We start from the raw sequence: 25,221 nt of genomic DNA on the forward strand, positions 1-25,221 counted from the left end.
TTATCTAAAATGAAAGCGGATTCAGAAGAGCTGCAGCAACGTTTGGCGTTGTGGAATCAGGCGGCGATTGGCTCATTTGTAGATTATCTCGGCTGCCAAGTGGTCGAAGCGAATGAGCAGCGGGTCGTGATACGCCTTCAGATTCAGCCGCATCATTTGAACTTGATCGGCATCGTCCATGGCGGTGTCCACGCGACGATGATCGATTCGGCGATGGGACTGCTGGCGATGATCGCCAAACCGGAAGCCAGTGTGGTGACAACCAATTTGAACCTGAATTACGTCACCAAAGCCGTAAAGGGGTCGATCACCGTGACCGCCGAACTGGTTCACGTATCGCACAAATCGGTCACCACGATGGCCTATGCCCGTCTGGATCAAGGCGAAATCTGTGCATTTGGAACAGGAACGTTCCGCGTGACCTGACGGCTTGGGTGGATACCTGCGCAGGGAGTCCTCTTAACGCATATGGTGAATAAACACAAGGCATATGCGTTAGGAGGAGCCTATGAATATTTTGATGGTAGCGCCCGAGCAGATTCCGGTTCCCGGTAACGGCTCGGTAGAGATCAGCATGCTGGCCATCGCCAAGCAATTGGCTTTGAATCATCGAGTTACGCTGATCAGCAGAAAGGCCCGAAACTTGCCCAACGTAAGCCGGATGGGGAACTTAACGATCGTCCGCTTAAGCAGCGGAAGTTCCAGCAAGTATATTGCATCCGTTTTGCGTTACTTAAAAGGGAGACGTTATGACCTGATTCAGGTCGATAATCGTCCGCATTATATGGCTAAGATCAAGGCGGCGTTTCCCCATACTCCGGTCACGCTGTTCCTGCATTCGCTTACGTTTGTGAAACCCACCTCCAAAGTGAACGAAAGTCTGGGCCGAGCCGACTTGATCATTGCCAACAGCGAATCGCTTAAAGCGAATTTAGCCGCGCGTTTCCCAAGGCATGCGGGGAAACTCCGCAAGGTGCATCTAGGTGTAGACACCGCTCGGTTTAGCCCGGCAGGCGGACAAAGCGGGCGTTCCGGCACTTTTCGCGTCTTGTTCGCAGGTCGGGTGATTCCACGAAAAGGTGTTCCGGTTCTGATCCGGGCCATCAGTCGTGTACGCAAGGAATATGGGGCGGTAAGCTTGACCGTTGTTGGCGGCGGCAAACCGGGGTACTTACGGGAACTCAAGCGTTTGGCAAGGGCGAAGGGTGTGCCGGTCAAATTTACCGGTAAAATTCCACATCGTTCCATTCATCGCAAGTTCCGGCAGGCCGATCTGTTTGCGTGCCCTTCCCAGGAGCATGAAGCGTTTGGTCTGGTGAATTTGGAAGCGATGGCATCCGGACTTCCCGTCGTCGCATCCAATATCGGCGGGATTGGAGAGATCGTCAAACATGGTTCGAATGGCTACCTGGTGGATGCCTACCGCAACCCCGAAGAGCATGCGAAGTGGATTCTGAAGCTGGCTCGGGATCGGGAGCTGACCGCTAGAATGTCCAGACAAGCGCGGAAGGACGCTGTGGAGAAGTTCGGATGGAAGCAAACCGCCAAGAAGCTGATCGGGATCTACCGGCAGTTTGGTTCATAAACCCTACCCAATCAAAAACGGACGAGAGGATGCCCTATGGGCAAGCCTCCGTCCGTTTATCATTTTTATTTACGCTTGTATTTGCCATAAGCGCGGGCATATTTCATGATCGTGCGGAAGATGCTCTTGGCCTTCAGCTTACGGAAGATGAACGGATCCGGCGCGGTATTTACCTCTAGAATCCAAGGCCGAAGCTTCTGGTCAATCGCCACATCTACGCCGATTTCGCGAAGACCGGGGAAGCTCTTCTTTAAGTGATTGGCAATGTCCTCCCCAAAGTTTCCCAGCATGCTGGTATAAGACTTGAGCCGCGATCCCTTCAAATAAGGAGAGAGCAGCTTTTCTACCGACACAAGCTTCCCATCGTTGTGATAATTGGTGACGATCTTCTTCGGATGGGCCAGTCTGCCAATCATGCCGGTCGTCTTCCAAACCTTCTGCGGGGTACGCTGCACCATGACACGCAGGTCGAAGCGGCGCTGATCGTATTTGAGCAGCTCAATGCCTTGCTGAACGAGATAACGACCTTTCAGCTTATGTTTTCGAATCGAGCGATAGAGTTCATCCACCGAATTATGAGTTCTAATCTTCTTGTCAAGTTGGTATTGGTAGATCCCGTGTCTGGAGTGAGGTTTATATTCGACCCGCATGACGCCTTTTCCCCAAGTGCCGTTCACTGGTTTGACGTAGACCATCTGATATCTCATCAGCATACTATGCAAATTCTCTTTATTAAAGCGACGCGTTTCGGGGAGATAGCTCCGTAATGTTTTGCTTTGCATCAACGCTTCATTTTTTTTAAGCTTGCTTGTGATATGACGCGGGTGACGGGCAGTTTTCATGAATACTGTTCCCCTTTGAGATGTTTTTATGGTAATGTATTCCGCCTTCATGGAAAAGGGAAAGATGATCACCTACCCGCCCTGAAAATAGACAGAAGATTGACCTCAATTAGTTTGTTAGCATATAATTGTTGTGACAACTATTAAAGCAGGTGTGACTCAAAGTGACAAGTGACCACTCACGGAGCGAGCTGGCCGTCGGATTTATCATGGGTGTGGCCTATCGGAAAATCTCTGCCTTACTGCAGCATCGGCTGAAGGATTATGACATTACGCCGGAGCAATGGTCCGTGCTTCATCAGATCTATCAGTCGGATGGCTTAATTCAGAAAGAAATCGCGGATCGAAGCGGAAAGGACAAGCCAACGACCACCCGAATTATCGATTTGCTGGAAAGCAAGGGACTTGTTCGCAAGCAAGCGGGGAAGCGCGATCGAAGATCGTTCCTCGTGTTCAGCACGGAGCGGGGAAAAGAGCTGATCCGCGAAACCTTGCCCATAGAACGGAGTGTGACCGAAGAGGTCAAGCGGATCATGGATGCGGAGGAATACGAGAAGCTCATGGAGCTGCTCCAGCGAATTAATCGGCATTTCAGCGATCCAATGCAAAGTATAACATCCAAGTAGATTAGAGGCGAAGAAATGAATTTATACAAAGAATCTGACCGATTATGGACGAGATCGTTTATATCATTAACGATCTCTGCTTTTTTGTTGTTTTTGAATTTGCAAATGCTGTTATCTTCTCTTTCGTCCTATGCCAAAAACGAACTTGCGGCCAGCGATTTGGAGGTCAGTCTCGTGACCAGCATATTCGCCGTATCCGCGATCCTGACCCGTTTTCTCGCGGCGGCGATGCTGCGGAAATTTTCACCTAATGTTCTGCTGTTCGCCGGCTTGATCATCGCGGCAATCATGACCGAGTTAAATGATTGGGTGGGTTCGGTTGGAGGTTTGCTGCTGGTGCGGGCCGGGTATGGGTTTGGCTTTGGGATCGGCAGCACGATATTGCCTACGCTGGTGTCACGGATCATTCCGCCATCCCGTATGGGGGAAGGCATCGGATATTTCGGCTTGTCCAACAGCTTGGCCATGTCGATCGGCCCAATGATCGGCTTAAATTTGCTGCAGAAGTTCGGTTTTGGTACATTGACCTTGTCGGGGACAATGGCCGTCTTGGTGGTGATCCCGCTGTTGCTGCTCACCCGGGCACTTCCGAGGAGTAATAATTTGAAGTTAACTGAAATGAAGACGACGCCGGGAGCCGGCGACTCGACCCCTAAGCGTCGTGCGCCGTTTAACCGTAAACTCCTGTTTCCGGCTTTTCTTAATACGTTATTGTCGATTACATACAGCGGATTGTTAAGCTTTATCGCTTTATTCGGCGAATTTCTTCACCTTGAACAGGTGGGGTTATTCTTCTTGTTTAATGCGGTGACTGTAATCATCATACGTCCGATCTCCGGCAGGATCTTTGATGCGAAGGGCCATGTGGCCGTCTTGATCCCGGCTGCGCTGCTTGTTGTCGCGAGCATGGTTGTCTTGTCGTTCACCCAGTCGTTGCCGATGCTGATTGTTTCGGCGCTGCTGTACGGACTTGGCTTCGGGGCGACCCAGCCCACGCTGCAGGCTTGGATGCTGCGAACCAGCACACCGGAGCAATATGGAGTAGCGAACAGCATGTTTTTTAATACTACGGATTTTGGCGTCGCCATTGGTGCAATCATTCTAGGGGCTATCGCATCTGCCACGGATTATGCGGTGATGTACCGTTATTCAGCCGGGGTCATGGGGTTGTTCCTGGTCGTTTACGTTGCGTCGCATTTTTTGGTGAATAAGCGGTTTTCCACGAAGAATTATCCGGCAGATCGCGCTGCGGGTTCCGCCTCTGAGGCGAAAGCAAGCAGTACGAACTAAGGCAGCGGCTATTTCCCTTTGCGCGTTAACTCGGACAAGCGATCCCACTGTTCTTCCGTCACCTCGGCAAGATCGTTAAATTGTCCGGCCCCGCGCAGCCATTCACCGCCGTCAATCGTGACCACCTCACCGTTGATATAGCCGGCGGCATCCGAGACGAGGAAGGCGGCTAAGTCCGCCAGCTCTTCGGGGCGGCCGGTTCTCCCGAGTGGCACGCGTCCCAGCATTTTTGCCTCCAGCTCCGGTGTAGGGGAGAGGCGGGACCAGGCACCTTCCGTTGGAAACGGCCCGGGAGCGATCGCCACCTGACGGATCCCGTGAGGTGCCCACTCGACGGCTAGTGAGCGGGTCAGAGCGAGAACGCCAGCCTTGGCCGCGGCGGAGGGAACGACGTATCCCGATCCGGTCGAAGCGTAGGTCGTGACAATGTTCAGCATCGTTCCGGGCAACCGCTGTTCAATCCAACGTTTTCCTACCTCTAATGTCATGTAAAATGTACCGTGCAGCACGATGCCCAGCACCGCATTGACGGCATTGGGAGACAGACGTTCTGTCGGGCTGATAAAATTGCCGGCAGCGTTGTTGACAAGCACATCGATCCGTCCGAAATGACGCCAAACGGCATCTACGCAGTTATGGACTTGCCCGGGATCGCGAACATCACAGCGTTGTGGGAATACCTCACTGCCGTCAGCGGAGGATAGTTCTTCAGCAGCTTTTTCCAATACGTCTTCACGTCGACCGCAGATGGCGACCTTAGCGCCGAGCTGCAAAAACCGACTGGCCATGGCCCGTCCTAACCCCGTACCGCCACCGGTGATCAGGATGACCTTATCCTTCAATAAATCTTTTGCGAACGCTTCCATCTATTCACGCTCCCAGATTTCAAATCAACCTCTGTATCATGATATTCGCGCTTAAGGTTCATTATCCTGTAGCCTGGGAACGCTGATGGACAATAAAATATCCGCAGCGGCCCCATAAGGAGCCCTGCGGATGGATCAACGAAAGAGGAAGGTTATTTCGTGGAATCCGTATCAGTGAACGGCACCGGTTTGGCCACCCATTCATCGGCCTCCGGCTCGATGTCGACTCCATTCTCAATCTTCTTTTTCTCGGCCAACGAATCCCCTTGTTCATTTAATTTGTTGCGCAGTTTGGCCTCATCGCGGGCTTGTTGATTCTGATGTTCCATACTGATCCTCCTTAAGTCATTCTCTCGGTAGTAGTCATTACCTTCCATAGGGTATCCCGATCCCCGTGTTTTCATGTTTCAGACCCGTAGAATTTAGTTTATATTTAGAGAGAGCTGGAATAAAATAGGAATTAGGACATCCTTGCGTTTCATTAGGTGCAATTCCGAGATCGCTTAACGAAAGACAGGTTTTCTACTTTCGCTTTGAGGAGGAATGATGATGAAGCTTCATAAGGTTTGTCTAGTTTTGCTGTGTTTATTCATAGCCACCTTGTTTGGGGCCATCGCACCGGCCGCTCCCGTTGCTGCCGCTGGCGAACTGAAACCGTTCCCGCAGCAGGTCAGCTATCCGGGAGTAATCAAGCCAAGCCATGTCACCCAAGCGGCGATGAATCAGGCCGTAGCGGCATATTACGATTATTGGAAAGCGACCTACCTTAGGAATAATTTGACCTCGTTGCCGGGCGGTTATTATGTGAAGGGAAATATCACGGGGGATCCCGACGGATTTACCGCGCTGGGTTCTTCCGAAGGCCAAGGCTACGGCATGATCATCACGGTGCTGATGGCCGGATATGATCCGAACGCCAAGACGATCTATGACGGGTTGTTCAAAACGGCACGCGCGTATAAGAGCAGCGGCAACCCGAATTTGATGGGCTGGGTTGTGGCGGACAGCAAAGCAGCTCAGGGGCACTTTGGCTCGGCAACCGACGGTGATTTGGATATCGCATATTCGTTGATTTTAGCTCATAACCAGTGGGGTTCGGGCGGGGAAATCAATTACCTGCAGGAAGCGAAAAAAATGATTACCGACGGCATCAAAGCCAGCTACGTTACGACTGGCTATCGGCTCAATCTGGGCGATTGGGACGGTAAAGATGCGCTGAATACACGCCCTTCGGACTGGATGCTCAGCCATTTGCGCGCTTTTTGCGAGGTCACGGGGGATGAGACTTGGATTCATGTCATTGATAATCTGTACGATGTGTATCAACAGTTTACCACAATGTATTCACCAAATACCGGACTGATCTCCGACTTCGTGGTGGGCAACCCGCCAAGACCTGCGCCAGAGTGGTATCTGGAAGAGTTCAAAGAGACAAATCAATATTACTATAATGCAAGCCGCGTGCCGCTGCGTATTGTGATGGATTATGCGTTATACGGCGATACAAGAGCGAAAGCGCTGGCCGATCAAATGGTGAACTGGATGAAGAACAAAACCGGCGGTTCACCCGCGAATATCAAAAACGGCTACAAGCTGGACGGTACGGCGATCGGAAATTATGCCACCGCGGTATTTGTCGCCCCATTCATCTCGGCGGGGACAGCAAATTCCAGTAATCAAGCATGGGTGAATGCGGGCTGGGACTGGATGAAGAATAAGAAAGAGGACTACTTCAGCGACAGCTACAATTTGCTGAACTTGCTGTTCCTATCGGGGAATTGGTGGAAGCCCGGCGGTGCAACCGTACCGGAAGCGCCTAATCTAGCTCTGAATAAAACAGCGGTATCCAGCACGATTGAAGGCGTTGGGTTTGAACCGGACAAAGCTGTGGATGGCAACCAGATGACGCGATGGGCCAGCCGCGAAGGTACCGACCCGGAATGGATTTACGTTGATCTGGGTTCCGTACATCAAATCACCGGCGTCAAGCTGCGGTGGGAGGCCGCATACGCCAAGCGCTACAAGATCGAGATCTCCACGGACAACGGGTCGCCAGAGCATTGGCAAGAGGTGTATTCGAACTCAAGCGGCGATGGTGGACTCGACGAAATCCCGCTCTCACCGCAGCCAGCGAGATATGTCCGCATGTATGGTATCGAGCGGGGGACGCCTTACGGGTATTCACTTTACGAGTTTGAAGTCACGGGTCAATGAGATGAAGAAGGGGACCGGAAATGCCGAAGTGATTCGGCGCCTCCGATCCCTTTTTTAGTTGCAGGTTAGATCATCAAGATTTCGCGAATTTCTTGCTCGGTAAGCGCAGATATGGCTTCTTGTCCGGGCTTAAGCACCTCTTCGACGAGATGTTTTTTCTTCTGCTGCAGCTCGTACATTTTGTCTTCCACAGTGCCTTGTGCAACCATGCGAATGACATGAACGATATTCTTCTGCCCGATTCGATAAGCCCGGTCCGCCGCCTGCTGCTCGACCGCGGGATTCCACCATAAATCATAGAGAATGACAGTATCTGCCCCCGTTAGGTTCAGGCCAGTGCCTCCGGCCTTCAGCGAGATGAGGAACAAATCGCGTTCCCCGTCGTTAAAGCGGGAGCACAGCTCTACCCGTTCGGCGGCCGGCGTTTTCCCGTCGAGATAAAAGAAAGGCAGCCCCCGGTAGCCCAGCTCCCGGCCAATCAATCCGAGCATCTCCGTAAATTGGGAGAAGATCAGCACGCGTTTGCCGGCACTTTGGCATTCCTCGATCATTTCCATCAGCTGGTCAAATTTGGCCGAACCGCCGTCATAGCCGTCAACGAACAAGGCCGGATGGCAGCAAAGCTGGCGCAGCCGGGTTAACCCGGCCAGTATGCGGATGCGGTTCTGCCCGAAGGTATCCGCATCCAAATGCTTGAGCGTTTCCTGCTGCAGCTTGGCCAGGTAGGCAAGGTACAGCTTCTTCTGTTCCGGAAGCAGCTCCGAGGGTTGCAGGGACTCGATTTTTTCCGGAAGCTCCTTCAACACGTCGGTTTTCAGCCGGCGCAGGACGAAAGGGCGGATGCGTTTGGCCACCGTCTCCCGGGATAGATCGTTAAACGCCTGGCGGCTAGGGAATAACTCCGGGAATACGGCGCTGAAGATCGACCATAACTCTTCCAGCGAGTTCTCCACCGGGGTGCCAGTTAAGGCGAAACGGTACTTGGCTTGCAGGATTTTCACGGCTTGGGCCGTTTGGCTGGCGTGATTTTTGAAGCTTTGAGCCTCGTCCAAAATGAGTGTATGGAACGACAGTTCAGCGAACTGCTCAATATCGCGGCGCAGCAGTGGATAGGAGGTGATGACCACGTCCGCTTGCGACGCCTCGCGCAGCGTCCGTACCCGTTCGGCTTTACTTCCATCCGCAATGACGGCTTTGAGATTAGGTGCGAATTTCGTCAGTTCGTTACGCCAGTTGTACACCAGGGAAGCGGGGCAGACGATCAGCGCAGGCTGTCCAGACTCGGCAATCTCCGGCAGCACCGATATGAGAAAAGCGATGCTTTGCAGCGTCTTTCCAAGCCCCATATCATCGGCAAGAATGCCGCCGAAGCGATAGTAGGCCAGCGTCTTGAGCCACTGATAACCGTAAACCTGGTAGTCGCGAAGCACGTCGGATAGCTGCGGCGGTACCGGAAAGTCCAGATTGCCGGGATGCTGCAGGTTATGCAGCAGCTCGCGGTACGCCTTGCCCAGCTTCACCGGACCTTGTCCACGGTCTTCCTGGATATGCAATCCGCGAATGACCGGCAAACGGAATTCCGGTCCACGGATATCGCTTTGGCGCAAGCCAAATTCGTTCAGGAAGTTGACGATTTCCTGGAACTCCTCGCTTTCGAGCGGCATCAACGCTCCGTTTGGCAGCCGGAAGTACTTGCGTTTCTCCTCCAACGCTTGAAGCAAGCCGCGGATTTCCGATTCGCCGATCCCGTTCATGCTGAAGCGAAACTCCAGCCAATCTGTACGCCCGTCCAGCTCCACGGAAATTTTCGGCGGCCTAAGGTCGGTGATCAGCCGGGTTTTGACCGCTGAGGTGGCATAGATGTCCACGAGCTTCTCAAGCTCTGGGACGACATGATACAGGAATTCGTATTCTGCCTCTTCGTCATCGAGGAAATAAGCGCTTTCTGTCCGGATCATGTAGCCGGATTCCATCAGATTCAAAATCTGCCGCTCCTTCTCGGTATCGCGCAGCAATATCAAATCAGTTCCCCGCTTGGGTCCATGTTCATCCAAGGGGTTAAATATGATATCTCCGTATTGGAATTCCAATCCCGCCAGAAGCCGGTCCTTGACCCGATCGAGGTACAGCCGGGCTTTCAGTTGGGTCCGTACCATGCGGCTAGCGACCTTCTCCTCGACATGGATGGTTCCGAACTTCGTCAACCCGGGCAGTACCCGCTCAACGAAGGGCTCGATCTGTTCAGGAGAGATCAGGATATGCTGCTTCCGCGCGGTGATCATCATATGTTTTAATTCAGCGAGCCGGCGAGTTTGCGCGGGGGAGAGACGGATCAGCTTACCTTCCGACAAAATGATGCCATAGGCGTCCATCACAAGAACGTCATCCAGGCCCTGGGCGGAAAACTGATAGCTCTCGTCCCCGGCTTGACCGAGATTGAAGCTTAACGGCAGCGGCCCGTCCGTCACTTCAAGCCCTGGCCAAATGCGGCTATCCTGCTCCAGTTGCACGAGCGGCGCTTGGGAGAGCAGCGGCAGCAGCCCATCCCAAAAGACGGGCGGCACCGGCAACAGCCGATCGGAAATTCCGTTTGATTTCAATGAGTATCCTCCCAGGCTCTCGTGAAACATCTGCTCATTGCGCCGGATCTCCGCCAGCTTCTGTAAGATCGCTTCATCCTCCGACCGAAAGGAGTAACGTTCCGGGTCATAGCTGAAATGTTTGGTGAAGCTGTACGGCTCGCCGCGTGAGATTTTATCGAGAAAATCCCGAATGTTCTTGACGATATACAGGCGCTTCTCGCCAATCTTCAGCTCCAGTCCGAACAGGTACTTGCGATAGCCGTACAGCACCGGATGGAGCGTAAATTCCACCTCCAGCGGCATCCGTTGATCGAACCTCAGTCCGGTTCGCAGCGGCGGCGGGGTGTTCTCTTCAAACAAGCGCATCATATCGCGTGCGATCCAGATATCGCGGGAAGGGATGTCTCCAGATTGTGATTGTCTACGCTGGACCAGGCTATAGGATCCATTGCGATCGTCGTCCACCGAATTTAGAATGTCATCCTGCTGCCGCAACAGAGACGGAAACGGACGAACCGGCGCCTTACCGCCCTGCAGCATATCATGAACACCCAGCAAGACGGCGGCGATATGCTTGCAATAGTTGTTATAGGAGTAGAAGGCAGGACAGTTGCATTCCGCATGCACGTCGCCGTGTTCATCGATCTGCAGCGACACATGATAGTGGCCGGTCCCGGACACTGCGGCTTCATAGACACGGGAGCCGTGGTCCATCCGGAGAAAAGCCACTTTCCCGGTCCGGTAATACGCTTCTCCACGCTCGTAAGCGATTCGGCCGCATAACAATTTAATGACGCGCTCCGTTAACTGAAAACTCATGCATGGATTCCTTTCTCGTATAAATTCCGTTCGTCAGGTGTTCGCCTTTTGTTCTCCCCCTATGATAACAGAAAATCGACCATTGAAAAACGAGCGTTGATATCAGCCTGCTGTGAGGATAATATCACTGCGGTTGCTATATTCTTGGGACGTCCCTTAAGATAAGATGATGATGGTATAGAAAATGGAGGGAGCTTAGGTATGGATACCTTTGCCTGTATTTATATTCTTCGCGGGGACCCGTTTCGTCCTGGAACTTGCATCTACCTGGATCAAGAGACGACGGAAATCGGGCGGACGTCTTCCGAGAGTTTTCCGGATATGGCCTTTACGAACATCTTTATATCCCGCAAGCATTTAATGATTCGGAAAGAAGGGGACCGTGCGGTCGCCTACGATCTGGGGAGCCGTCATGGCACGGAACTGAACGGGGTGCGGATGATCCCGCATGCCCCTTATGTACTTGAAACGAACGATATCCTGAAGCTGGCGCGGGGCACCAGCGTACTGCATTTCTCTTATTCGCCCGGAGAACAAACGCTGGAGTTTGAGCCCGTAAATGACTCGACGCACCCAGAGGAGACTGAAGGACCGGTTACGATTCATTGGGAGAAACGGGAATGCATTGTGAACGGCGTCAAAATTTCGATGTCGGAAAAGGAATATTTGCTGCTGCAGCTGCTCCATGAGCACGCGAACCGTCTGGTGACGATCCGTGAGATTAAGCAGACGGTGTGGTACGACCGCAATCCCGGCCCCGACGGGCTACCGGATGTGACGATCGATGAATTAACGACGTTAATTTATCGGATTCGCAAAAAGTATGGACGCGACACATTCCAGATCAATGCGATCCGGGGAAGCGGATATATTTTAGAGAAAGAATAGGAACAGGATGGGGAAGGATCGGGGGGACCGGCTTGCGCAAGATCAGGAAGATTTTTAGAAGCAGAACGTTTTGGATATTGCTTGTCCTTATTGCCTTTATTTACTTGAACAATACGCCGCATTTGACCGCAGCTCATGGCGGGGAACCTAAGCTGCTGGCGCACCGCGGGCTAGCGCAAACGTTCCCGATGGAGGGGATCGAGAACGACACGTGCACGGCCGAACGGATCTATGAACCGGAGCACGAGTTTCTGGAGAACACCTTGCCATCCATGGAAGCGGCGTTTGCAGCGGGCGCGGATATGGTGGAACTGGATCTGAAGCCAACCAAGGACGGGCAGTTTGCCGTGTTCCATGATTGGACGTTGGATTGCCGTACCAATGCGGAGGGCACAACGAAAGATTATACGATGGCGGAGCTTAAAATGTTGGATATCGGATACGGATATACCGCCGATCAAGGCAAAACGTATCCGTTTCGCGGCAAAGGGGTTGGGCTGATGCCGTCGTTGCCTGAGGTGGTGGAGCATTTTCCCGGCAAGGCGCTGCTATTGCACATCAAAAGTGACGACCCCGAGGAAGGGAAGCAGCTCGCGGCCTACCTTTCTACGTTAAAGAAGGAGGAGCGGGACTTGTTAACCGTTTATGGCGGCGATCAGCCCATAGCGGTCTTAAAGGAACTGCTGCCGGATATGCGGGTCATGTCCAAGGCAACGTTAAAGCAATGTCTGCTCTCGTATGAAGCTTCCGGCTGGACAGGATACATCCCCGATGTTTGCCGGAACACCGAGCTGCACATCCCTGAGAAAATCGCGCCTTGGCTGTGGGGCTGGCCGGATAAATTCCTGAGTCGTATGGAACGAGCGAATACCCGCGTCGTTATCGTTGGCGGGGACGGCAGCGACTTCTCCAGCGGCTTCGATACATTAGAAGACGTGAAGCGCCTGCCGGCAGGATACAGCGGCTGGATCTGGACGAACCGAATCGACCGAACCGCCAAGGCGGTACAAACTGGGATTGACGATTGAGAACGATTATCAATATACTGATAGCAGGATATTGATAAAGGAAGATGAAGGATAATGAATCTAGATCCCCAAGAAATGAAGCTGCGGAAGCTGGATCAAGTATGGATCCGGCTTCGTTCCGTTGAGGCGGTATCGGGAACAGGAGACAAGACCATGCGCCAGCAGCTGGCATTGTCCTTCGCGTTAATCGTGGCGGCCTGCGGGGAAGGCCGGTTGATGGTCGATCAAGAGACAGTCGAGCTGGAGAACGGCAGCGCGTACGTTTGCGTGCCCGGCCAAACCTTCGGCACCGTCGATCTAAGCGAGGATGGCGAGTTAATCGCGTTCTATTTCGACGCCTATGCCGACTCGAATTCTGTAGGTGAAGAAGCTGGAGGCAAAGAAGATGGCCAGCTGGATGCCTTGCTGCCGTATCATGGAAAATTACGGGTCCATACGCCCGGCAAATTGGCCGTTATGGCCGAGAGCGCTTGCCGTGCCTGGCAGCACGGGGAGCCCATGGGGCATTTCCGCAGTCAGATTGACCTGCAGGAGATGCTTTATTATTTGTACCGGAACAGTCGCACCAAGCCTTATCATGCAGGCGAAGCGTTGGAGGCGGCGAAGCGGTACATCGATCAGCACTACAACGAGCCGGTTACGATTGAGCAGCTGGCCCGGGTGGCGGAGTTGAGCCCGAAGTATTTTGCCGAAATGTACAAGAAGAAATACGGGAAGAGCCCCATCGAATATGTCACCGAGAAAAGAATGCAGCGAGCCAAACAGCTGATGGCCACCGCTTCCGCAAAGCTGCGCGAGATTGCCCATCAAACCGGGTATGCGGACGAGTTCTACTTCAGCCGCAAGTTTAAGCAGGAGATCGGCGTATCGCCGTCCGTTTATATGAGGAGCCGACGCCGCAAGCTGGCGGCTTACAGTCCCTCGGTACTTGGTTTTCTTACTCCGCTGGGATTCATGCCGTATGCCGCGGCGATGCATCCTAAATGGACAGAGTATTATTACCGTGAATTCCGCAGCGACATACCGCTGCACATCAGCGCATACCGCTACAACGAAGATTGGCGCGAGAACCTAGAACGGCTGCGGCAGGCTCCGATCGATTTGATCCTGGCAGTGGACTCGATCTCGGAGGAGGAGCAGCGGGCGTTAGAACAAATGGCCCCGGTTCAGATCCTAGCCGCTTCGCAGACGGAATGGCGCGAGCTATTGATGCAGGTGGCGGAGGAGATAAATGAGTCCTGGCAAGCCAATCAATGGCTCAGAGCGTACGAATTTCGGCTGGAGCAGGTCAAGGAGCGGCTGCCTCAATCACTGCGCCAAGAAACGCTGGTCATTGTTCGTATGAAAGAGGATCGGTTATTTCTCCACTGTAATCGCGGCATGGCCGGCCTTCTGTTTGATGACCTGGGACTGGCCCCCGGTTATGTGTGCGACACGCCTTGTTACAACTGTCCGATCACTCTGGAGGAGCTGGGCCGCATCGATCCCGGTTATCTCCTGATGATGATTCGACAGGACAGTGAAACGCTTGAGGCGTGGGGGAGGCTGCAAGTGAATCCGAGCTGGCAAGCGATCCGGGCCGTTCAACGGCGGCGGGTCAAGCTGTTGTCGTCTGATCCTTGGCTTGAGTATTCCGCCCACGCGCATCTTCGGATGCTGGATCAGTTCACCGAGCTGTTTCCGGAAGAAAATCCATAATTGTTCGGAATTTTGTCCATGGCCTATTTTAGGCCTCTTTTTTATACTCGATAATGATAATCATTATCAACATAGATTTGTCGAATAGACGAAAGGGGTAAAGAGAAATGAAAAAACGGATTTGGGCAACAGGCGCCGTCCTTTTGCTGACATTGGCCTTAACGGCTTGTGGTGGAGAAAAAGAAGGGAGCTCGGCCAACGGTACGAGTGAAGCCAATCCAACGACCGCGACGGAAGCGAACGCTGCCGCCGGATCCAATGCCGGCGGGACGGACCAAGCTGCACAAGGAACGCGGACGATTCAATATTTGGGCAAGAGTTATGAGGTTCCTGCGAACGTTGAGCGGATCGTGATCACCGGCGCGATGGAAGCGATGGAGGACGCATTGGTGCTGGATGTACATCCGGTTGGTGCGATCACCTACAGCGGCGCGTTCCCGGAACGGTTTGCTGCGATTACAGACGGGGCGGAGTCCATCGGGGAGAAAACGCAGCCGAACTTTGAAACGATTTTGCAGCTGAAGCCGGATCTGATTCTCGGTTCGACGAAATTCCCGGAGGATGTTCAGGAGCAGCTGGTCAAAATCGCTCCGACGATCTTAGTCTCCCATCAGGCTGTGGATTGGGAAGATAATTTGCGTCTGCTGGCAGAAGTGACGGGGAAACAGGAAGCTGCCGAACAAGCGATCCAGCAATATAAGAGCGATCTCGAAGGGGCAAAAGCCACGCTAACAGAAAAACTTGGCGATCAAACCGTGATGGCAATTCGTATCCGGACAGGGAAGCTGTTCATTTATCCGGAAAGCGTATTTTTCAATCCGATCCTCTACGGAGATCTAGGTCTGAAAGTACCAGCCGAGGTGAGTGCGGCGAAAGCCCAGGAGGAAATCACGATCGAACAGCTGGCGACGATCAATCCGGACCAATTGTTTATTCAATTTGCTGCAGACGAGAACAAGGAAACGGCAACCGCATTGGATGAGTTCCTGAACAACCCGATCGTTAAAAACGTTGCCGCGGTGAAAAACGATAAGGTATACGTAAACGTCATCGATCCGTTGTCGGAAGGCGGACCGGCGTGGAGCCGCATCGAGTTCCTGAAAGCAGCGCTGGAACGTCTTTCCGAATAGACCATGCGCAGCTTCAAATGGAAGACTTGGACCTTTAGCGGATTGGCGCTTGCGCTGATGGTAGTGACTGTGATCATCTCCGTACTGCACGGCACGAAGCCGATCCGCTATGAGACCGCCTGGGAGGCGCTTGTCCACTTCGATGAAGGGAACGTCGACCATCAGATCATCCGTACTTCGCGGATTCCAAGGGCAATTGGGGCGTTGCTGATCGGAGGGCTGCTGGCCGCTTCCGGTGCACTGATGCAGGGGATGACCCGCAACCCGCTGGCATCGCCGTCCATCATGGGGATATCCGACGGCTCGGTGTTTGCCATTACGTTATGTATGGCGTTCTTGCCGGGCGCCAGCAATATGGCGATGGTGGGCTATTCGCTGGCGGGCTCTGCTCTGGGCGGGGTACTGGTCTTTGGGATCTCCCGGCTGCTGCCGGGCGGCTCCTCCCCCGTGATGATGGCAGTGCTTGGCACGGTGATGGGGACATTTCTCGGCGGTTTATCCCAAGCTTTGGCAAGCTACTATCAAGTGTCACAAAATATCAGCTTCTGGTACAACGCCCGGCTGCACGGCATTTCGCCGGACATGATCCAGCTCGCGATTCCGTTCGCGGCCGCCGGACTCATCCTGGCGTTATTTATGGCCCGGCCGATGACGGCGCTGTCGCTTGGGGAGGAAATCGCAGCCGAGCTGGGAATGAACGTGAAGCTGATCAAGTCGTTGACGATGCTCAGTGTTGTCATCATGACCGGCATTTCCGTGGCGATCGCTGGAAAGATTGCGTTTGTCGGGTTAATTTTGCCGCATATTACGCGGTTTCTTGTCGGGCCGGATTATCGGCGGATCGTTCCTTTATCGGCGCTGCTTGGCGCGTTGTTTCTGGGCTGGTGCGATCTGATCAGCCGATTCCTGAACCCTCCGTTCGAGGTACCGATCGGCGTAGTCACCGCGTTGTTTGGCGTGCCCTACTTCCTGTACTTGATCAAGACGAGAGGAGGGGGCCGAAGTGAATAGAAGAAGCGAAGCTTCGCGGTTTTGGCTGGTGCTCCTCGGCTGCTTGATCCTGGCGCTAGCCTGCATTTACATCAGCCTCACGAACGGCACCTTTGACCTCTCCGTCCGTGATATCGTCAAGACGCTGCTCCGCATCGATCCGCAGTGGGATCATGACCTGGTTGTCTTCGATTTCCGGCTGCCGCGCATCGTGATCGCTGCCTTGGTCGGCTGCGGGTTAGGCGTAGCCGGAGCGGTTCTGCAGGGGATAACACGTAACGGACTTGCCGATCCGGGAATTTTGGGCATTCATGCCGCTGCGGGTTCTGCCGTGGTTCTGTTTATGTTCCTGACCCAGGGGACGGTGAAGGGAACGGGCATCTGGTCCTTTTTATCGATGCCGATGTTTGGTTGGCTGGGCGGATTTGCCGCGGTGTGGCTGTTATATATGTTTGCTAGGCATCACGGTTCGCTTGATCCCGGGCGTTTGATTCTGGTGGGGATTGCGCTTGGCTCGGGCTTTGGTGCGTTAACGATGTACATTTCGCTGAAAATGAACCCGCAGGATTTTGAGATGGCCACCGTTTGGTTGTCGGGAAGCATTTATGGAGCCAATTGGGAACAGGTATTGGGGATTTTGCCTTGGCTGCTCGTGCTCATTCCGGTCATCTGGCGCAAGGCGGCCGTGCTCGACATCATGCAGCTTCATGAAACCAGCGTTGTTGGACTTGGCGTTCGCGTGAATACGCAAAGGCAATGGCTGTTGATCTGCTGTGTCGGGATTATCAGCGCCTGCGTATCCGTGTCCGGCAGCATCGGCTTTGTTGGCCTGATTGCTCCGCATATCGCCCGGCGTTTGGTTGGTCTTCACTACCGTTATCTTGTTCCGGTATGCGGCGGGATCGGCATGGTGATGGTGCTGCTGGGTGATTTTCTGGGACGCATCGTATTTGCCCCGGCGGAATTACCTGTAGGGATTGTGATTTCGGTGATCGGGGTTCCTTATTTCGTAATGCTGCTGTATCGGGCAAAAAGAGCAAAAGCCTAACTGGAGGAGGAGCAACCGGATGAATCAGGTGGGCAAAAAGCAGCCGTTTGGCATTCCCGGTGCCGAACAATGGACGATGACAAGCCGCTTCGGCCGCGACTATCGGATCATGATGTGGAAGCCGGATACGGAGGTGCCAGAAGGCGGCTTTCCGGTGATTTACATGCTGGACGCCAACGCGTGCTTCGGGGCGATGACGGAAGCGGTGCGAATGCATTCGCGGGGGCCGCATCGGCTGGAGACCACCGTCGTGGTTGGCATTGGCTATGAGGGGGAACAACCGTTTGCAACGGAACGCCGCTTCTATGACTATACGATCCAGGCGGCAGCTGATGAGCTCCCCGAGCGGAAGATTGATGCGCCTTGGCCGGAGACCGGCGGGGCAGAGCATTTTCTGAAGTTTATTGAAGAAGAGTTGAAACCCGCGATCGAACGAGAGGTGCCGATTAATCAGCAACGCCAAACCTTGTTTGGCCATTCGTTGGGAGGGTGGTTTGCGTTATACACCCTGTTTATGAAGCCTGACGCTTTTCAGGTTTATGCAGCGGGCAGTCCATCGATTTGGTGGAAAAATCATTATTTACTCCCGGTCGCGAAACGTTGGTTAACCGATCGAGAGCTTACCAAACCCGAAGAGAAATCACCTTTAACGATATTCTTAGGGGTGGGTAGTTTGGAAAAGCCGCATATGATCCAAGATGCGAAGGCTTTATCCGAACTCCTGAGGAACAGCAGATCCGACATGAACTCGGAATTCTACCTTTACGAGGAAGAAACGCATCTGTCGGTGATCTTCCCCTTTATCACTCGGGTCATACGAAACATCCTGAAACCGATATAAATCCTGGCTTCTTGGCCGGCTTGATGTCTTTCCATAGACGTTGAGCCGGCTTTTTTATTTTTTTTAGAATTCGTTTAGAAGCGTTTGATTTTATCCTATATTGCGATGGTATTGATTCCGATCATTCTCACCATGGTGATCGCTATGTGCGTCGGTTACCGCGTTGATCTATAGATCAACGTGTGGCGCCCAGATAACTAGGGCCTTTTCCCGCTTTTTTGCAGGATTATCCCTTTCGTTAAGGGAGCAAAAACATCAGTAATTTGCGTTTGGTGTTTCTGTTGCTCTCTGACCCAAAGGGATAATGTGAGAAGCCGCTTCAGGCATAGGTGCGGTCGGTCGCCTTTCTGGACTTCACACGCACGCACCTTAGGGGTGGTGCTTTGTTGGAAGTTACTATATAATCTTTAGCGGACTCAAAATTGAATCAACAAAGCGAGGGATACCATGGCTGCCATTGAAGTGCGCGATTTGCGCAAGACATATAAGGTGCAGAAAAACCGCGAAGGCCTCAAAGGGGCCTTTCTTGATTTATTTAAGCGGGAATACAACGAAGTGGCCGCCGTGAAAGATATTTCGTTTCAGATTCCAGAGGGAGAGATCTGCGGATATATCGGGGAAAACGGGGCCGGAAAATCGACCACCATCAAAATGCTCACGGGTATTTTGGTGCCGACATCGGGTTATTTGAAGGTTGGCGGCTTTGTGCCATACGCCGAGCGCGAGAAGTTCGTACAGCATATCGGCGTCGTCTTTGGGCAGCGCAGCCAGCTTTGGTGGGATATCGGTGTCATCGAGTCGTTTGAGCTGCTGCGCAAGGTTTATCGGGTGCCGCAGGCCGATTACAAGAAACGGCTAGACGAGCTGGTGGAACGCCTTCAGCTGCAGGATCTGCTGAACCGCCCGGTACGTAAGCTCAGCCTAGGCCAACGGATGCGCTGTGAGCTGGTCGCAGCGTTGCTGCACAACCCGTCCATCGTCTTCCTGGACGAGCCGACGATTGGTCTTGACATCGTCGTCAAATCGGAGATTCGCGATTTCCTTAAGGATATGAACCGCGACCACGGGACAACGATCCTGCTGACGACACATGACCTGCAGGACATCGAGGCGCTCTGCTCCCGCGTCATTATGCTCGACGACGGCCGGATCATTTACGACGGCGGCTTAGAAGAGCTGAAGGACCGCTGGGGTACGGGCAAGGAGGTACTGTTCCAGTTTGGAACGGCCACCAAGCTGGACCAGCTGCGGAGCTGGACGGGGACGCTTCCTGTCATCTGGACGGCGGAGAACGACCTGAACGCCAAGGTTTGGATTCCACGGGATATCGGTGTCTCTGAGGTATTGGGTCAAGTGGTTGGCCAAGCGGACATCACCGACATCAAAATCATTGAAACCAACACCGACGAAATCGTCCGCAGCATTTATCAATCCGGCTCGGCGGATAAACCGGCGGACTCTGAAGCGGAGGCGGAGAGCAAAGAAGGTGCGGTTATCCATGTCTAACCAGTGGGGGGCGTACCTCGATTTTATCCGCATCCGATTTTTGACGATGCTGGCGTATCGGGTGAACTACTATTCAGGCATTCTGATCTATTCGCTGAATATTGGGGTTTATTATTTTACGTGGAAGGCGATTTACGGCGACGGGGGCGAGCTTGGCGGCTTTACCGCCTCGCAGATGACGACCTACCTGGCCGTTTCCTGGATGGCCCGGGCGTTTTATTTTAACAACCTGGATCGTGAAATCTCCACGGATATTCGAGATGGAAGCATTGCGATTCAATTTATCCGCCCTTATAACTACCTTATCGTCAAAATGATGCAGGGCTTCGGCGAAGGAATGTTCCGCTTCATCATGTTGATGATCCCCGGCATGGCGATTGCGATGCTGCTGTTCCCGGTCAAGCTGCCAACCGAGTTGAGCGCTTGGGCAGGGTTCCTGGTGATGCTGTTCTTCAGCTTCCTGATCAATTCGCAGCTGAACGTGATTACGGGACTGATGTCTTTTTTCGTGGAAAATAACGAAGGGTTTATGCGCATGAAACGGGTGGTTGTTGATTTGTTCTCGGGCCTGATCATTCCGATCAGTCTGTTCCCGTCCTGGCTCGGCGGCATCATGTCGTTTCTGCCATTTCAGGCGATCACCTATTTGCCGGGTTCGGTCTTTACCGGTCGGATTCAAGGCGCTTCGATTTGGAACGTGCTTGGCATTCAGGTGGTCTGGTTTTTCACTTTGCTCATTCCGATGATTGGGCTGTACCGTGCTTCGCGGAAACGCCTGTTCGTGCAAGGAGGTTAAGGGAAGCATGTACTACTTAGGCCTCATGGGAGAATACTTGAAAAATTACATGAAAACCCGCATGACCTACCGCGCCGACTTTTGGGTGGAGGTCATTTCTGACCTGTTGTTTCAGGCGACGAACCTGATCTTTATCTTTGTGATCTTTATGCACACCAACAGCCTGGGCGGCTGGAGCGAGAGTGAAGTGGTGTTCGTTTACGGCTTCTTTATGGTGCCGTTTGGCGTGTTTAGCTGCTTCGTTAACCTGTGGAACTTCAGTGAGCGGTATATCGTGAAGGGGGAGATGGACCGGATCATGACGCGTCCGGCGTATAATTTGTTCCAGATCTTCCTGGAAAACGTTGATCCGCCAGCGCTCGTCGGCTCGATCATCGGGTGCATCATCATGCTGATCAGCGGCGGGCAGTTGGGGCTCAGCTTCGAGTGGTGGACGATCCCAGTGTTGCTGCTGTTTACGATTAGCGCAGTTGCAATTTATACGGGGATCTACACGACGTTGACGTCCCTGTCGTTTTATTCGGATGCGCCGACTGGTATCTTGCCGTTGATGTACAACGTGCAGGGGTACGGGCGCTACCCGGTGACGATTTACAACCGCGCAATTCAAGTGCTGCTGACCTGGATATTGCCGTTTGCCTTCGTTGGCGTCTATCCGGCTTCGTTGTTCCTGGAACGCGAGGAGATGTGGCGGATGGCTTGGTTAACCCCGCTGGTAGGCCTCGTCTTTCTGGCGATCGGCCTGACCGCTTGGAACTGCGGTGTCAAGCGGTACCGTGGGGCTGGATCGTAAACCTTAGATATGAATAAAGCCGGCGTCCCTGAGAGGGGTGCACCGGCTTTTGTTCATTCTCTTTATCCGATTCAAATGCAAAAGTGCAGTTCAATTTCGGTATTTGAAGCGGATTTGCGGTAAATCTCCTTTTTCAAATGCACTTTTGCATCTCACTCGCGCCAAACCGTGGGTTTAGCGCGTTTTTAAATGCACTTTTGCAGTTGGCCGCTAAGAAAGAGGGCCGGAAGCGCACAAGGGCTGATAGTATACGCGGGTTACTTGTTCACCGGGGCTGCAAGTACATACGAGTTACTAGTACACCCTGGCTGTGACTACACGCGATTTGCTAGTATACGTGAGTTGCTAGTCTACGTAAGTTGCAGTACATGCGGGTTGCTAGTACACGCAACCTGCTCGTATTTAGAACCGGTTCCGGTTCTTATACAGCAACACCATAAAGAACGGTGCACCAATAGCGGCGGTCAACACGCCGGCTGGCACGTCCCGCGGCAAAAAAGCCGTACGCGCGATCAGATCCGCTACGAGCAGGATCAATGCGCCGAGCAGCGCGCTGACCGGGAGCACGCCGGAGAAGGACGGCCCGGTCAGCCTGCGGGCCATATGCGGCGCCATCAGCCCGATAAAGGAGATGGCCCCGCCAATCGCCACTGCAGATCCTGCCAGCGAAACGCTGAGCACGATCAGCAACAGGCGCTGCAGCTGGACGCGGGAGCCTACGCTGGTGGCGATGTCGTCGCCCAACGCTTGAATGTTGACCTGGCGGGCTTGCAGCCAAGTTAGAACGAGCAGCACGGCCGTCCAAGGCAGCAGCGTCAGCACATCGTTATCCCAGGAGACGCCATATATGCTGCCGGTCATAAACGTGAGCGACTGATTCGCCAGCTGCATCGGTCCGGAGATGATCAGCATAAACGACAACGACTTGATCGCGGCAGATACCCCGATCCCGATGAGGATGATTCGCAACGGGGAGGCCCCTTTTTTCCAAGCCAATACATATAAGAGCGCAGTAATGAAGAAAGCGCCAAGAATTGATGCAAGCGGCATCCAATGGATCGAGATCGTGCCCTGAAACACATAGATAAACAAAATCGCGCCAAGCGAAGCTCCCTCAGTTATTCCCGCAACATCGGGGGAAGCAAGCGGATTGCGGATCACGCCTTGCAGGATTGCACCGGCTACGGCCAGGGAAGCGCCAACCAGCACGGCAATAAAAATTCTCGGCAGACGGAGATTCACGACAATCACTTGTTCTCCCGGTTCAGCCATGCCAAATATGGCCTTCAAGACGGTCATCGGCGGGAGATATTGGCTGCTGACCCCTACGCTGATGATCATCATTCCGATACATAGGAGAGCAAGGAGCAGGCAGATCCACAGGATTCTCCTTTTTTTGGCCAGGAGAGACGAAGGAACAGAGAGCGATGCAGCTTTGTTGGATTTGGCCATCAGTTCTTCACCCCTCTTCTAGCGATGTATACGAAGAACGGAACGCCCAAGATTGCGGTCATGACGCCAACCGGAATTTCCTTTGGCATGGCGATGTATCTGGAGCCGATGTCAGCTGATACGAGCAGGATGGCACCCGTCAAGGCGCAATAGGGCAAAATCCAACGATGATCCGCCCCTACAAAATGGCGGATGATATGCGGGATGATAATGCCAACAAATGCGATGGGGCCAGCCACGGCAACAGAGCCCCCGGCAAGCAAGATGACGGCTGCTGCAGCTAATGCTTTAATTAAGCCCGTGCGTTGGCCAAGCCCTTGCGCGACGGTTTCTCCCATAGCTAACACGTTAAGTTGTCCAGCGAGCAAGAGGGCAAGAACCATGCCAATCCCCATATAAGGAAGTACGTTTAGAAGCTGCTCCGTCCCGCGCCCAGTCACGGATCCTACCAGCCAGACGAGCACCTGATCGAACATTTTGCCGTCGGAGAGCATAAGCCCTTGAGTCAACGAGTAAAAAAACGCTGCCATCGAAGCTCCTGCCAACGTAATCTTGATGGGCGTCATTCCGTCCCGTCCCAGGCTTCCGAGAAGAAACACCACCGCTCCGCTAAGGGCAGCTCCGATTAGTGCGACCCAGGTTAAGGCTTGTATTCCCGATAAGCCAAGCCAACCCGAAGCCAGGATAATAAAGAAAGCCGCTCCGGAATTCACGCCCAGCGTGCTGGGCGAAGCGATGGGGTTGCGGGTAATGACCTGCATCAATGCGCCCGCAACGGCGAGGCAGGCACCAACGGCAGCAGCGATGAAAGCGCGAGGTACGCGAGCCGTCTGAACGAGCAAGTGCTCATTGCTTCCGTTCGGATGGACAAATGATTCCCAGACGGTAGAAAATGGGATGTCCGTCACGCCGAAGCTGATACTGCATATGACGGCAGCGGCTAATACCAATGCGCAAATCAACAAGCCTAAACCTTTCATCGGACTAGATTACCCACTTTCTAGATCAAAAATAATAATGACCATTAAATCTTAGAAGATAGGGAAGAGTCTGTCAATGAGGCTGATAATCATTCTTAATTGTATTGACAAACCAAAGAGGGATGTCTTATATTCATGAAGATGATAATCATTATCACTTAATTAGAACGCCATATTTTCTAAAGGGGAGAACGAACAATGAACAATACTCATACTAAAAAAACGAACCGCAGGCGCATTGCCTTATGGGCTTTCGCAGTGATGGCGCTGGCACTTGTCGTTGCGGGATGCGGGAATAGTAATACGCAAGGATCGTCCGGCAATACCGATACCAAGAACAGTGCGGCAGCCGAGAACCAAGCGGGAGGCAACAGCACGAATAACACGACGGATGACAAACGGGTCGTTAAACATGCGATGGGGGAAACGGAAATCACAGGCACCCCGCAAAAAGTTGTGGTTTTGACGAACGAAGGTACGGAAGCGCTGTTGGCGCTGGGAATCAAGCCGGTTGGCGCTGTGCGCTCCTGGCTGGGGGATCCGTGGTACCCGCATATTCAGGACGAGATGGAGGGTGTAACGGTGGTTGGTGAGGAAAGCCAGCCGAACCTTGAGCTGATCGCTGGCTTGAAGCCTGACCTCATTATCGGGAACAAGATGCGCCAGGAGAAGGTATATGAACAACTGCAGGCGATTGCACCTACTGTGATGTCCGAGGATTTGCGCGGCAATTGGATGAGCAATTTCAAATTGTATGCGGAAGCGTTGGGACTCACCGATAAAGGCAATGAGCTGCTGGCTGAATTCGATGCACGGATTCAAGACTTTAAGGCTAAAGCCGGAGATAAATTGAACGAAACCGTATCCGTCGTTCGCTTTATGGATGGGAAAACCCGCGTTTACCATACGAACACGTTCTCGGGGATTATTTTTGAACAGCTGGGTATTGCCAGAAACGCCATGACACTGAACGCCAAAGATACGTTTGTGGATGAAATCACCAAAGAACGGCTGCCTGAGGTAGAGGCCGACCGAATTTTCTACTTCACTTACGAAACCGGCGACGGAAATGCGAGCCAAACCGAGCAAGATTGGACAAACGATCCGTTATGGAAGAACCTAAGCGCCGTCAAGAACGGCAAAGCCTACAAAGTTGACGACGCGATCTGGAATACCGCCGGCGGGATCAAAGCGGCCAATTTGATGCTGGACGACTTGTACAAATTTTATGAACTTGAAAAGTAAAG

General features: G+C 53.1%; 22 protein-coding genes and 1 pseudogene. 17 read left to right on the top strand and 6 right to left on the bottom strand.

The features are described 5' to 3' along the window. Positions 1-9: 9 nt before the first annotated feature. Both U9M73_RS05570 and U9M73_RS05575 read left to right on the top strand, forming a co-directional pair. Complete coding sequence (locus U9M73_RS05570; protein WP_050769664.1) at positions 10-426, top strand: PaaI family thioesterase; 417 nt, start codon at positions 10-12, stop codon at positions 424-426. An 82-nt stretch (positions 427-508) separates the two neighbouring features. Beyond that, positions 509-1,585, top strand: coding sequence for a glycosyltransferase family 4 protein (locus U9M73_RS05575; protein WP_009223209.1), 1,077 nt, complete (start codon positions 509-511; stop codon positions 1,583-1,585). 65 nt (positions 1,586-1,650) lie between these two features. Here the strand turns inward: U9M73_RS05575 and U9M73_RS05580 are convergent, their stop codons facing one another. Next, positions 1,651-2,427 (bottom strand): YheC/YheD family protein, encoded by a 777-nt coding sequence (locus U9M73_RS05580; RefSeq protein ID WP_260069953.1) that lies wholly within the window; start codon positions 2,425-2,427, stop codon positions 1,651-1,653. 164 nt (positions 2,428-2,591) lie between these two features. Between U9M73_RS05580 and U9M73_RS05585 the strand changes: the two genes are divergently transcribed. After that, positions 2,592-3,053 carry a MarR family winged helix-turn-helix transcriptional regulator gene (locus U9M73_RS05585; protein WP_009223211.1) on the top strand — a complete coding sequence of 154 codons (462 nt, stop codon included), beginning with the start codon at positions 2,592-2,594 and terminating at the stop codon, positions 3,051-3,053. 15 nt (positions 3,054-3,068) lie between these two features. Continuing rightward, positions 3,069-4,343: an MFS transporter gene (locus U9M73_RS05590; RefSeq protein ID WP_323076513.1), complete on the top strand. Its 1,275-nt coding sequence runs from the start codon at positions 3,069-3,071 to the stop codon at positions 4,341-4,343. 8 nt (positions 4,344-4,351) lie between these two features. On the opposite strand, the gene U9M73_RS05595 is transcribed toward U9M73_RS05590, so the two are convergent. Next, positions 4,352-5,209 (bottom strand): SDR family oxidoreductase, encoded by an 858-nt coding sequence (locus U9M73_RS05595; protein ID WP_009223213.1) that lies wholly within the window; start codon positions 5,207-5,209, stop codon positions 4,352-4,354. Between the two features lie 152 nt (positions 5,210-5,361). Beyond that, positions 5,362-5,538 carry a hypothetical protein gene (locus tag U9M73_RS05600; RefSeq protein WP_198136138.1) on the bottom strand — a complete coding sequence of 59 codons (177 nt, stop codon included), beginning with the start codon at positions 5,536-5,538 and terminating at the stop codon, positions 5,362-5,364. A 301-nt stretch (positions 5,539-5,839) separates the two neighbouring features. Here U9M73_RS05600 and U9M73_RS05605 point away from each other — a divergent pair. Continuing rightward, positions 5,840-7,000 (top strand): annotated as a pseudogene (locus tag U9M73_RS05605) (family 8 glycosyl hydrolase); the annotation flags it as partial. Between the two features lie 36 nt (positions 7,001-7,036). Beyond that, entirely contained in the window at positions 7,037-7,423 is a 387-nt protein-coding gene (locus U9M73_RS05610) for a discoidin domain-containing protein (protein WP_397376579.1), read from the top strand. 65 nt (positions 7,424-7,488) lie between these two features. Here the strand turns inward: U9M73_RS05610 and U9M73_RS05615 are convergent, their stop codons facing one another. Beyond that, positions 7,489-10,824 (bottom strand): DEAD/DEAH box helicase, encoded by a 3,336-nt coding sequence (locus U9M73_RS05615; protein ID WP_323076514.1) that lies wholly within the window; start codon positions 10,822-10,824, stop codon positions 7,489-7,491. A gap of 201 nt (positions 10,825-11,025) precedes the next feature. On the opposite strand from U9M73_RS05615, the gene U9M73_RS05620 reads away from it, so the two are divergent. The 10 genes from U9M73_RS05620 to U9M73_RS05665 all read left to right on the top strand — a co-directional run bounded on the left by U9M73_RS05620 (position 11,026) and on the right by U9M73_RS05665 (position 21,542). Next, positions 11,026-11,712 carry an FHA domain-containing protein gene (locus U9M73_RS05620; RefSeq protein ID WP_009223217.1) on the top strand — a complete coding sequence of 229 codons (687 nt, stop codon included), beginning with the start codon at positions 11,026-11,028 and terminating at the stop codon, positions 11,710-11,712. A gap of 32 nt (positions 11,713-11,744) precedes the next feature. Continuing rightward, on the top strand, positions 11,745-12,740 hold the full coding sequence (locus tag U9M73_RS05625) for a glycerophosphodiester phosphodiesterase family protein (protein ID WP_009223218.1): 996 nt from the start codon (positions 11,745-11,747) through the stop codon (positions 12,738-12,740). Positions 12,741-12,794: 54 nt separating this feature from the next. Continuing rightward, on the top strand, positions 12,795-14,438 hold the full coding sequence (locus tag U9M73_RS05630; RefSeq protein WP_323076515.1) for a helix-turn-helix domain-containing protein: 1,644 nt from the start codon (positions 12,795-12,797) through the stop codon (positions 14,436-14,438). Positions 14,439-14,545: 107 nt separating this feature from the next. Next, a complete protein-coding gene (locus U9M73_RS05635) occupies positions 14,546-15,568 on the top strand; it encodes an ABC transporter substrate-binding protein (RefSeq protein ID WP_260069958.1) in 1,023 nt (340 codons plus the stop codon). 3 nt (positions 15,569-15,571) lie between these two features. After that, entirely contained in the window at positions 15,572-16,579 is a 1,008-nt protein-coding gene (locus tag U9M73_RS05640; RefSeq protein ID WP_009223221.1) for a FecCD family ABC transporter permease, read from the top strand. After that, a complete protein-coding gene (locus U9M73_RS05645) occupies positions 16,572-17,606 on the top strand; it encodes a FecCD family ABC transporter permease (protein WP_009223222.1) in 1,035 nt (344 codons plus the stop codon). The genes U9M73_RS05640 and U9M73_RS05645 overlap by 8 nt, the downstream gene beginning before the upstream one ends. A gap of 19 nt (positions 17,607-17,625) precedes the next feature. After that, positions 17,626-18,447, top strand: a complete 822-nt coding sequence (locus U9M73_RS05650; RefSeq protein WP_323076516.1) for an alpha/beta hydrolase — start codon at positions 17,626-17,628, stop codon at positions 18,445-18,447. A gap of 447 nt (positions 18,448-18,894) precedes the next feature. After that, positions 18,895-19,953, top strand: coding sequence for an ABC transporter ATP-binding protein (locus U9M73_RS05655; RefSeq protein ID WP_260069961.1), 1,059 nt, complete (start codon positions 18,895-18,897; stop codon positions 19,951-19,953). Next, on the top strand, positions 19,946-20,749 hold the full coding sequence (locus U9M73_RS05660) for an ABC transporter permease (protein WP_323076517.1): 804 nt from the start codon (positions 19,946-19,948) through the stop codon (positions 20,747-20,749). The genes U9M73_RS05655 and U9M73_RS05660 overlap by 8 nt, the downstream gene beginning before the upstream one ends. 7 nt (positions 20,750-20,756) lie before the next feature. Next, on the top strand, positions 20,757-21,542 hold the full coding sequence (locus U9M73_RS05665; protein WP_009223226.1) for an ABC transporter permease: 786 nt from the start codon (positions 20,757-20,759) through the stop codon (positions 21,540-21,542). A gap of 402 nt (positions 21,543-21,944) precedes the next feature. On the opposite strand, the gene U9M73_RS05670 is transcribed toward U9M73_RS05665, so the two are convergent. Together U9M73_RS05670 and U9M73_RS05675 are read right to left on the bottom strand one after the other, a co-directional pair. After that, positions 21,945-22,994 (bottom strand): FecCD family ABC transporter permease, encoded by a 1,050-nt coding sequence (locus tag U9M73_RS05670; RefSeq protein WP_323076518.1) that lies wholly within the window; start codon positions 22,992-22,994, stop codon positions 21,945-21,947. Then, positions 22,994-23,974 (bottom strand): FecCD family ABC transporter permease, encoded by a 981-nt coding sequence (locus U9M73_RS05675; protein ID WP_009223228.1) that lies wholly within the window; start codon positions 23,972-23,974, stop codon positions 22,994-22,996. The genes U9M73_RS05670 and U9M73_RS05675 overlap by 1 nt, the downstream gene beginning before the upstream one ends. Positions 23,975-24,172: 198 nt before the next feature. On the opposite strand from U9M73_RS05675, the gene U9M73_RS05680 reads away from it, so the two are divergent. After that, on the top strand, positions 24,173-25,219 hold the full coding sequence (locus tag U9M73_RS05680; protein ID WP_260069964.1) for an ABC transporter substrate-binding protein: 1,047 nt from the start codon (positions 24,173-24,175) through the stop codon (positions 25,217-25,219). Positions 25,220-25,221 lie beyond the last annotated feature (2 nt).

Origin of the sequence: Paenibacillus phoenicis (assembly GCF_034718895.1) — a bacterium.
Lineage (GTDB): Bacteria > Bacillota > Bacilli > Paenibacillales > Paenibacillaceae > Fontibacillus > Fontibacillus phoenicis.

Coding starts and splice junctions, on each gene's coding strand:
- U9M73_RS05570 (WP_050769664.1), top strand. CDS start 10: ATGAAAGCGGATTCAGAAGAGCTGCAGCAACGTTTGGCGTTGTGGAAT.
- U9M73_RS05670 (WP_323076518.1), bottom strand. CDS start 22,994: ATGGCCAAATCCAACAAAGCTGCATCGCTCTCTGTTCCTTCGTCTCTC.
- U9M73_RS05660 (WP_323076517.1), top strand. CDS start 19,946: ATGTCTAACCAGTGGGGGGCGTACCTCGATTTTATCCGCATCCGATTT.
- U9M73_RS05630 (WP_323076515.1), top strand. CDS start 12,795: ATGAATCTAGATCCCCAAGAAATGAAGCTGCGGAAGCTGGATCAAGTA.
- U9M73_RS05650 (WP_323076516.1), top strand. CDS start 17,626: ATGAATCAGGTGGGCAAAAAGCAGCCGTTTGGCATTCCCGGTGCCGAA.
- U9M73_RS05635 (WP_260069958.1), top strand. CDS start 14,546: ATGAAAAAACGGATTTGGGCAACAGGCGCCGTCCTTTTGCTGACATTG.
- U9M73_RS05600 (WP_198136138.1), bottom strand. CDS start 5,538: ATGGAACATCAGAATCAACAAGCCCGCGATGAGGCCAAACTGCGCAAC.
- U9M73_RS05640 (WP_009223221.1), top strand. CDS start 15,572: ATGCGCAGCTTCAAATGGAAGACTTGGACCTTTAGCGGATTGGCGCTT.
- U9M73_RS05675 (WP_009223228.1), bottom strand. CDS start 23,974: ATGAAAGGTTTAGGCTTGTTGATTTGCGCATTGGTATTAGCCGCTGCC.
- U9M73_RS05590 (WP_323076513.1), top strand. CDS start 3,069: ATGAATTTATACAAAGAATCTGACCGATTATGGACGAGATCGTTTATA.
- U9M73_RS05580 (WP_260069953.1), bottom strand. CDS start 2,427: ATGAAAACTGCCCGTCACCCGCGTCATATCACAAGCAAGCTTAAAAAA.
- U9M73_RS05575 (WP_009223209.1), top strand. CDS start 509: ATGAATATTTTGATGGTAGCGCCCGAGCAGATTCCGGTTCCCGGTAAC.
- U9M73_RS05680 (WP_260069964.1), top strand. CDS start 24,173: ATGAACAATACTCATACTAAAAAAACGAACCGCAGGCGCATTGCCTTA.
- U9M73_RS05620 (WP_009223217.1), top strand. CDS start 11,026: ATGGATACCTTTGCCTGTATTTATATTCTTCGCGGGGACCCGTTTCGT.
- U9M73_RS05665 (WP_009223226.1), top strand. CDS start 20,757: ATGTACTACTTAGGCCTCATGGGAGAATACTTGAAAAATTACATGAAA.
- U9M73_RS05655 (WP_260069961.1), top strand. CDS start 18,895: ATGGCTGCCATTGAAGTGCGCGATTTGCGCAAGACATATAAGGTGCAG.
- U9M73_RS05615 (WP_323076514.1), bottom strand. CDS start 10,824: ATGAGTTTTCAGTTAACGGAGCGCGTCATTAAATTGTTATGCGGCCGA.
- U9M73_RS05595 (WP_009223213.1), bottom strand. CDS start 5,209: ATGGAAGCGTTCGCAAAAGATTTATTGAAGGATAAGGTCATCCTGATC.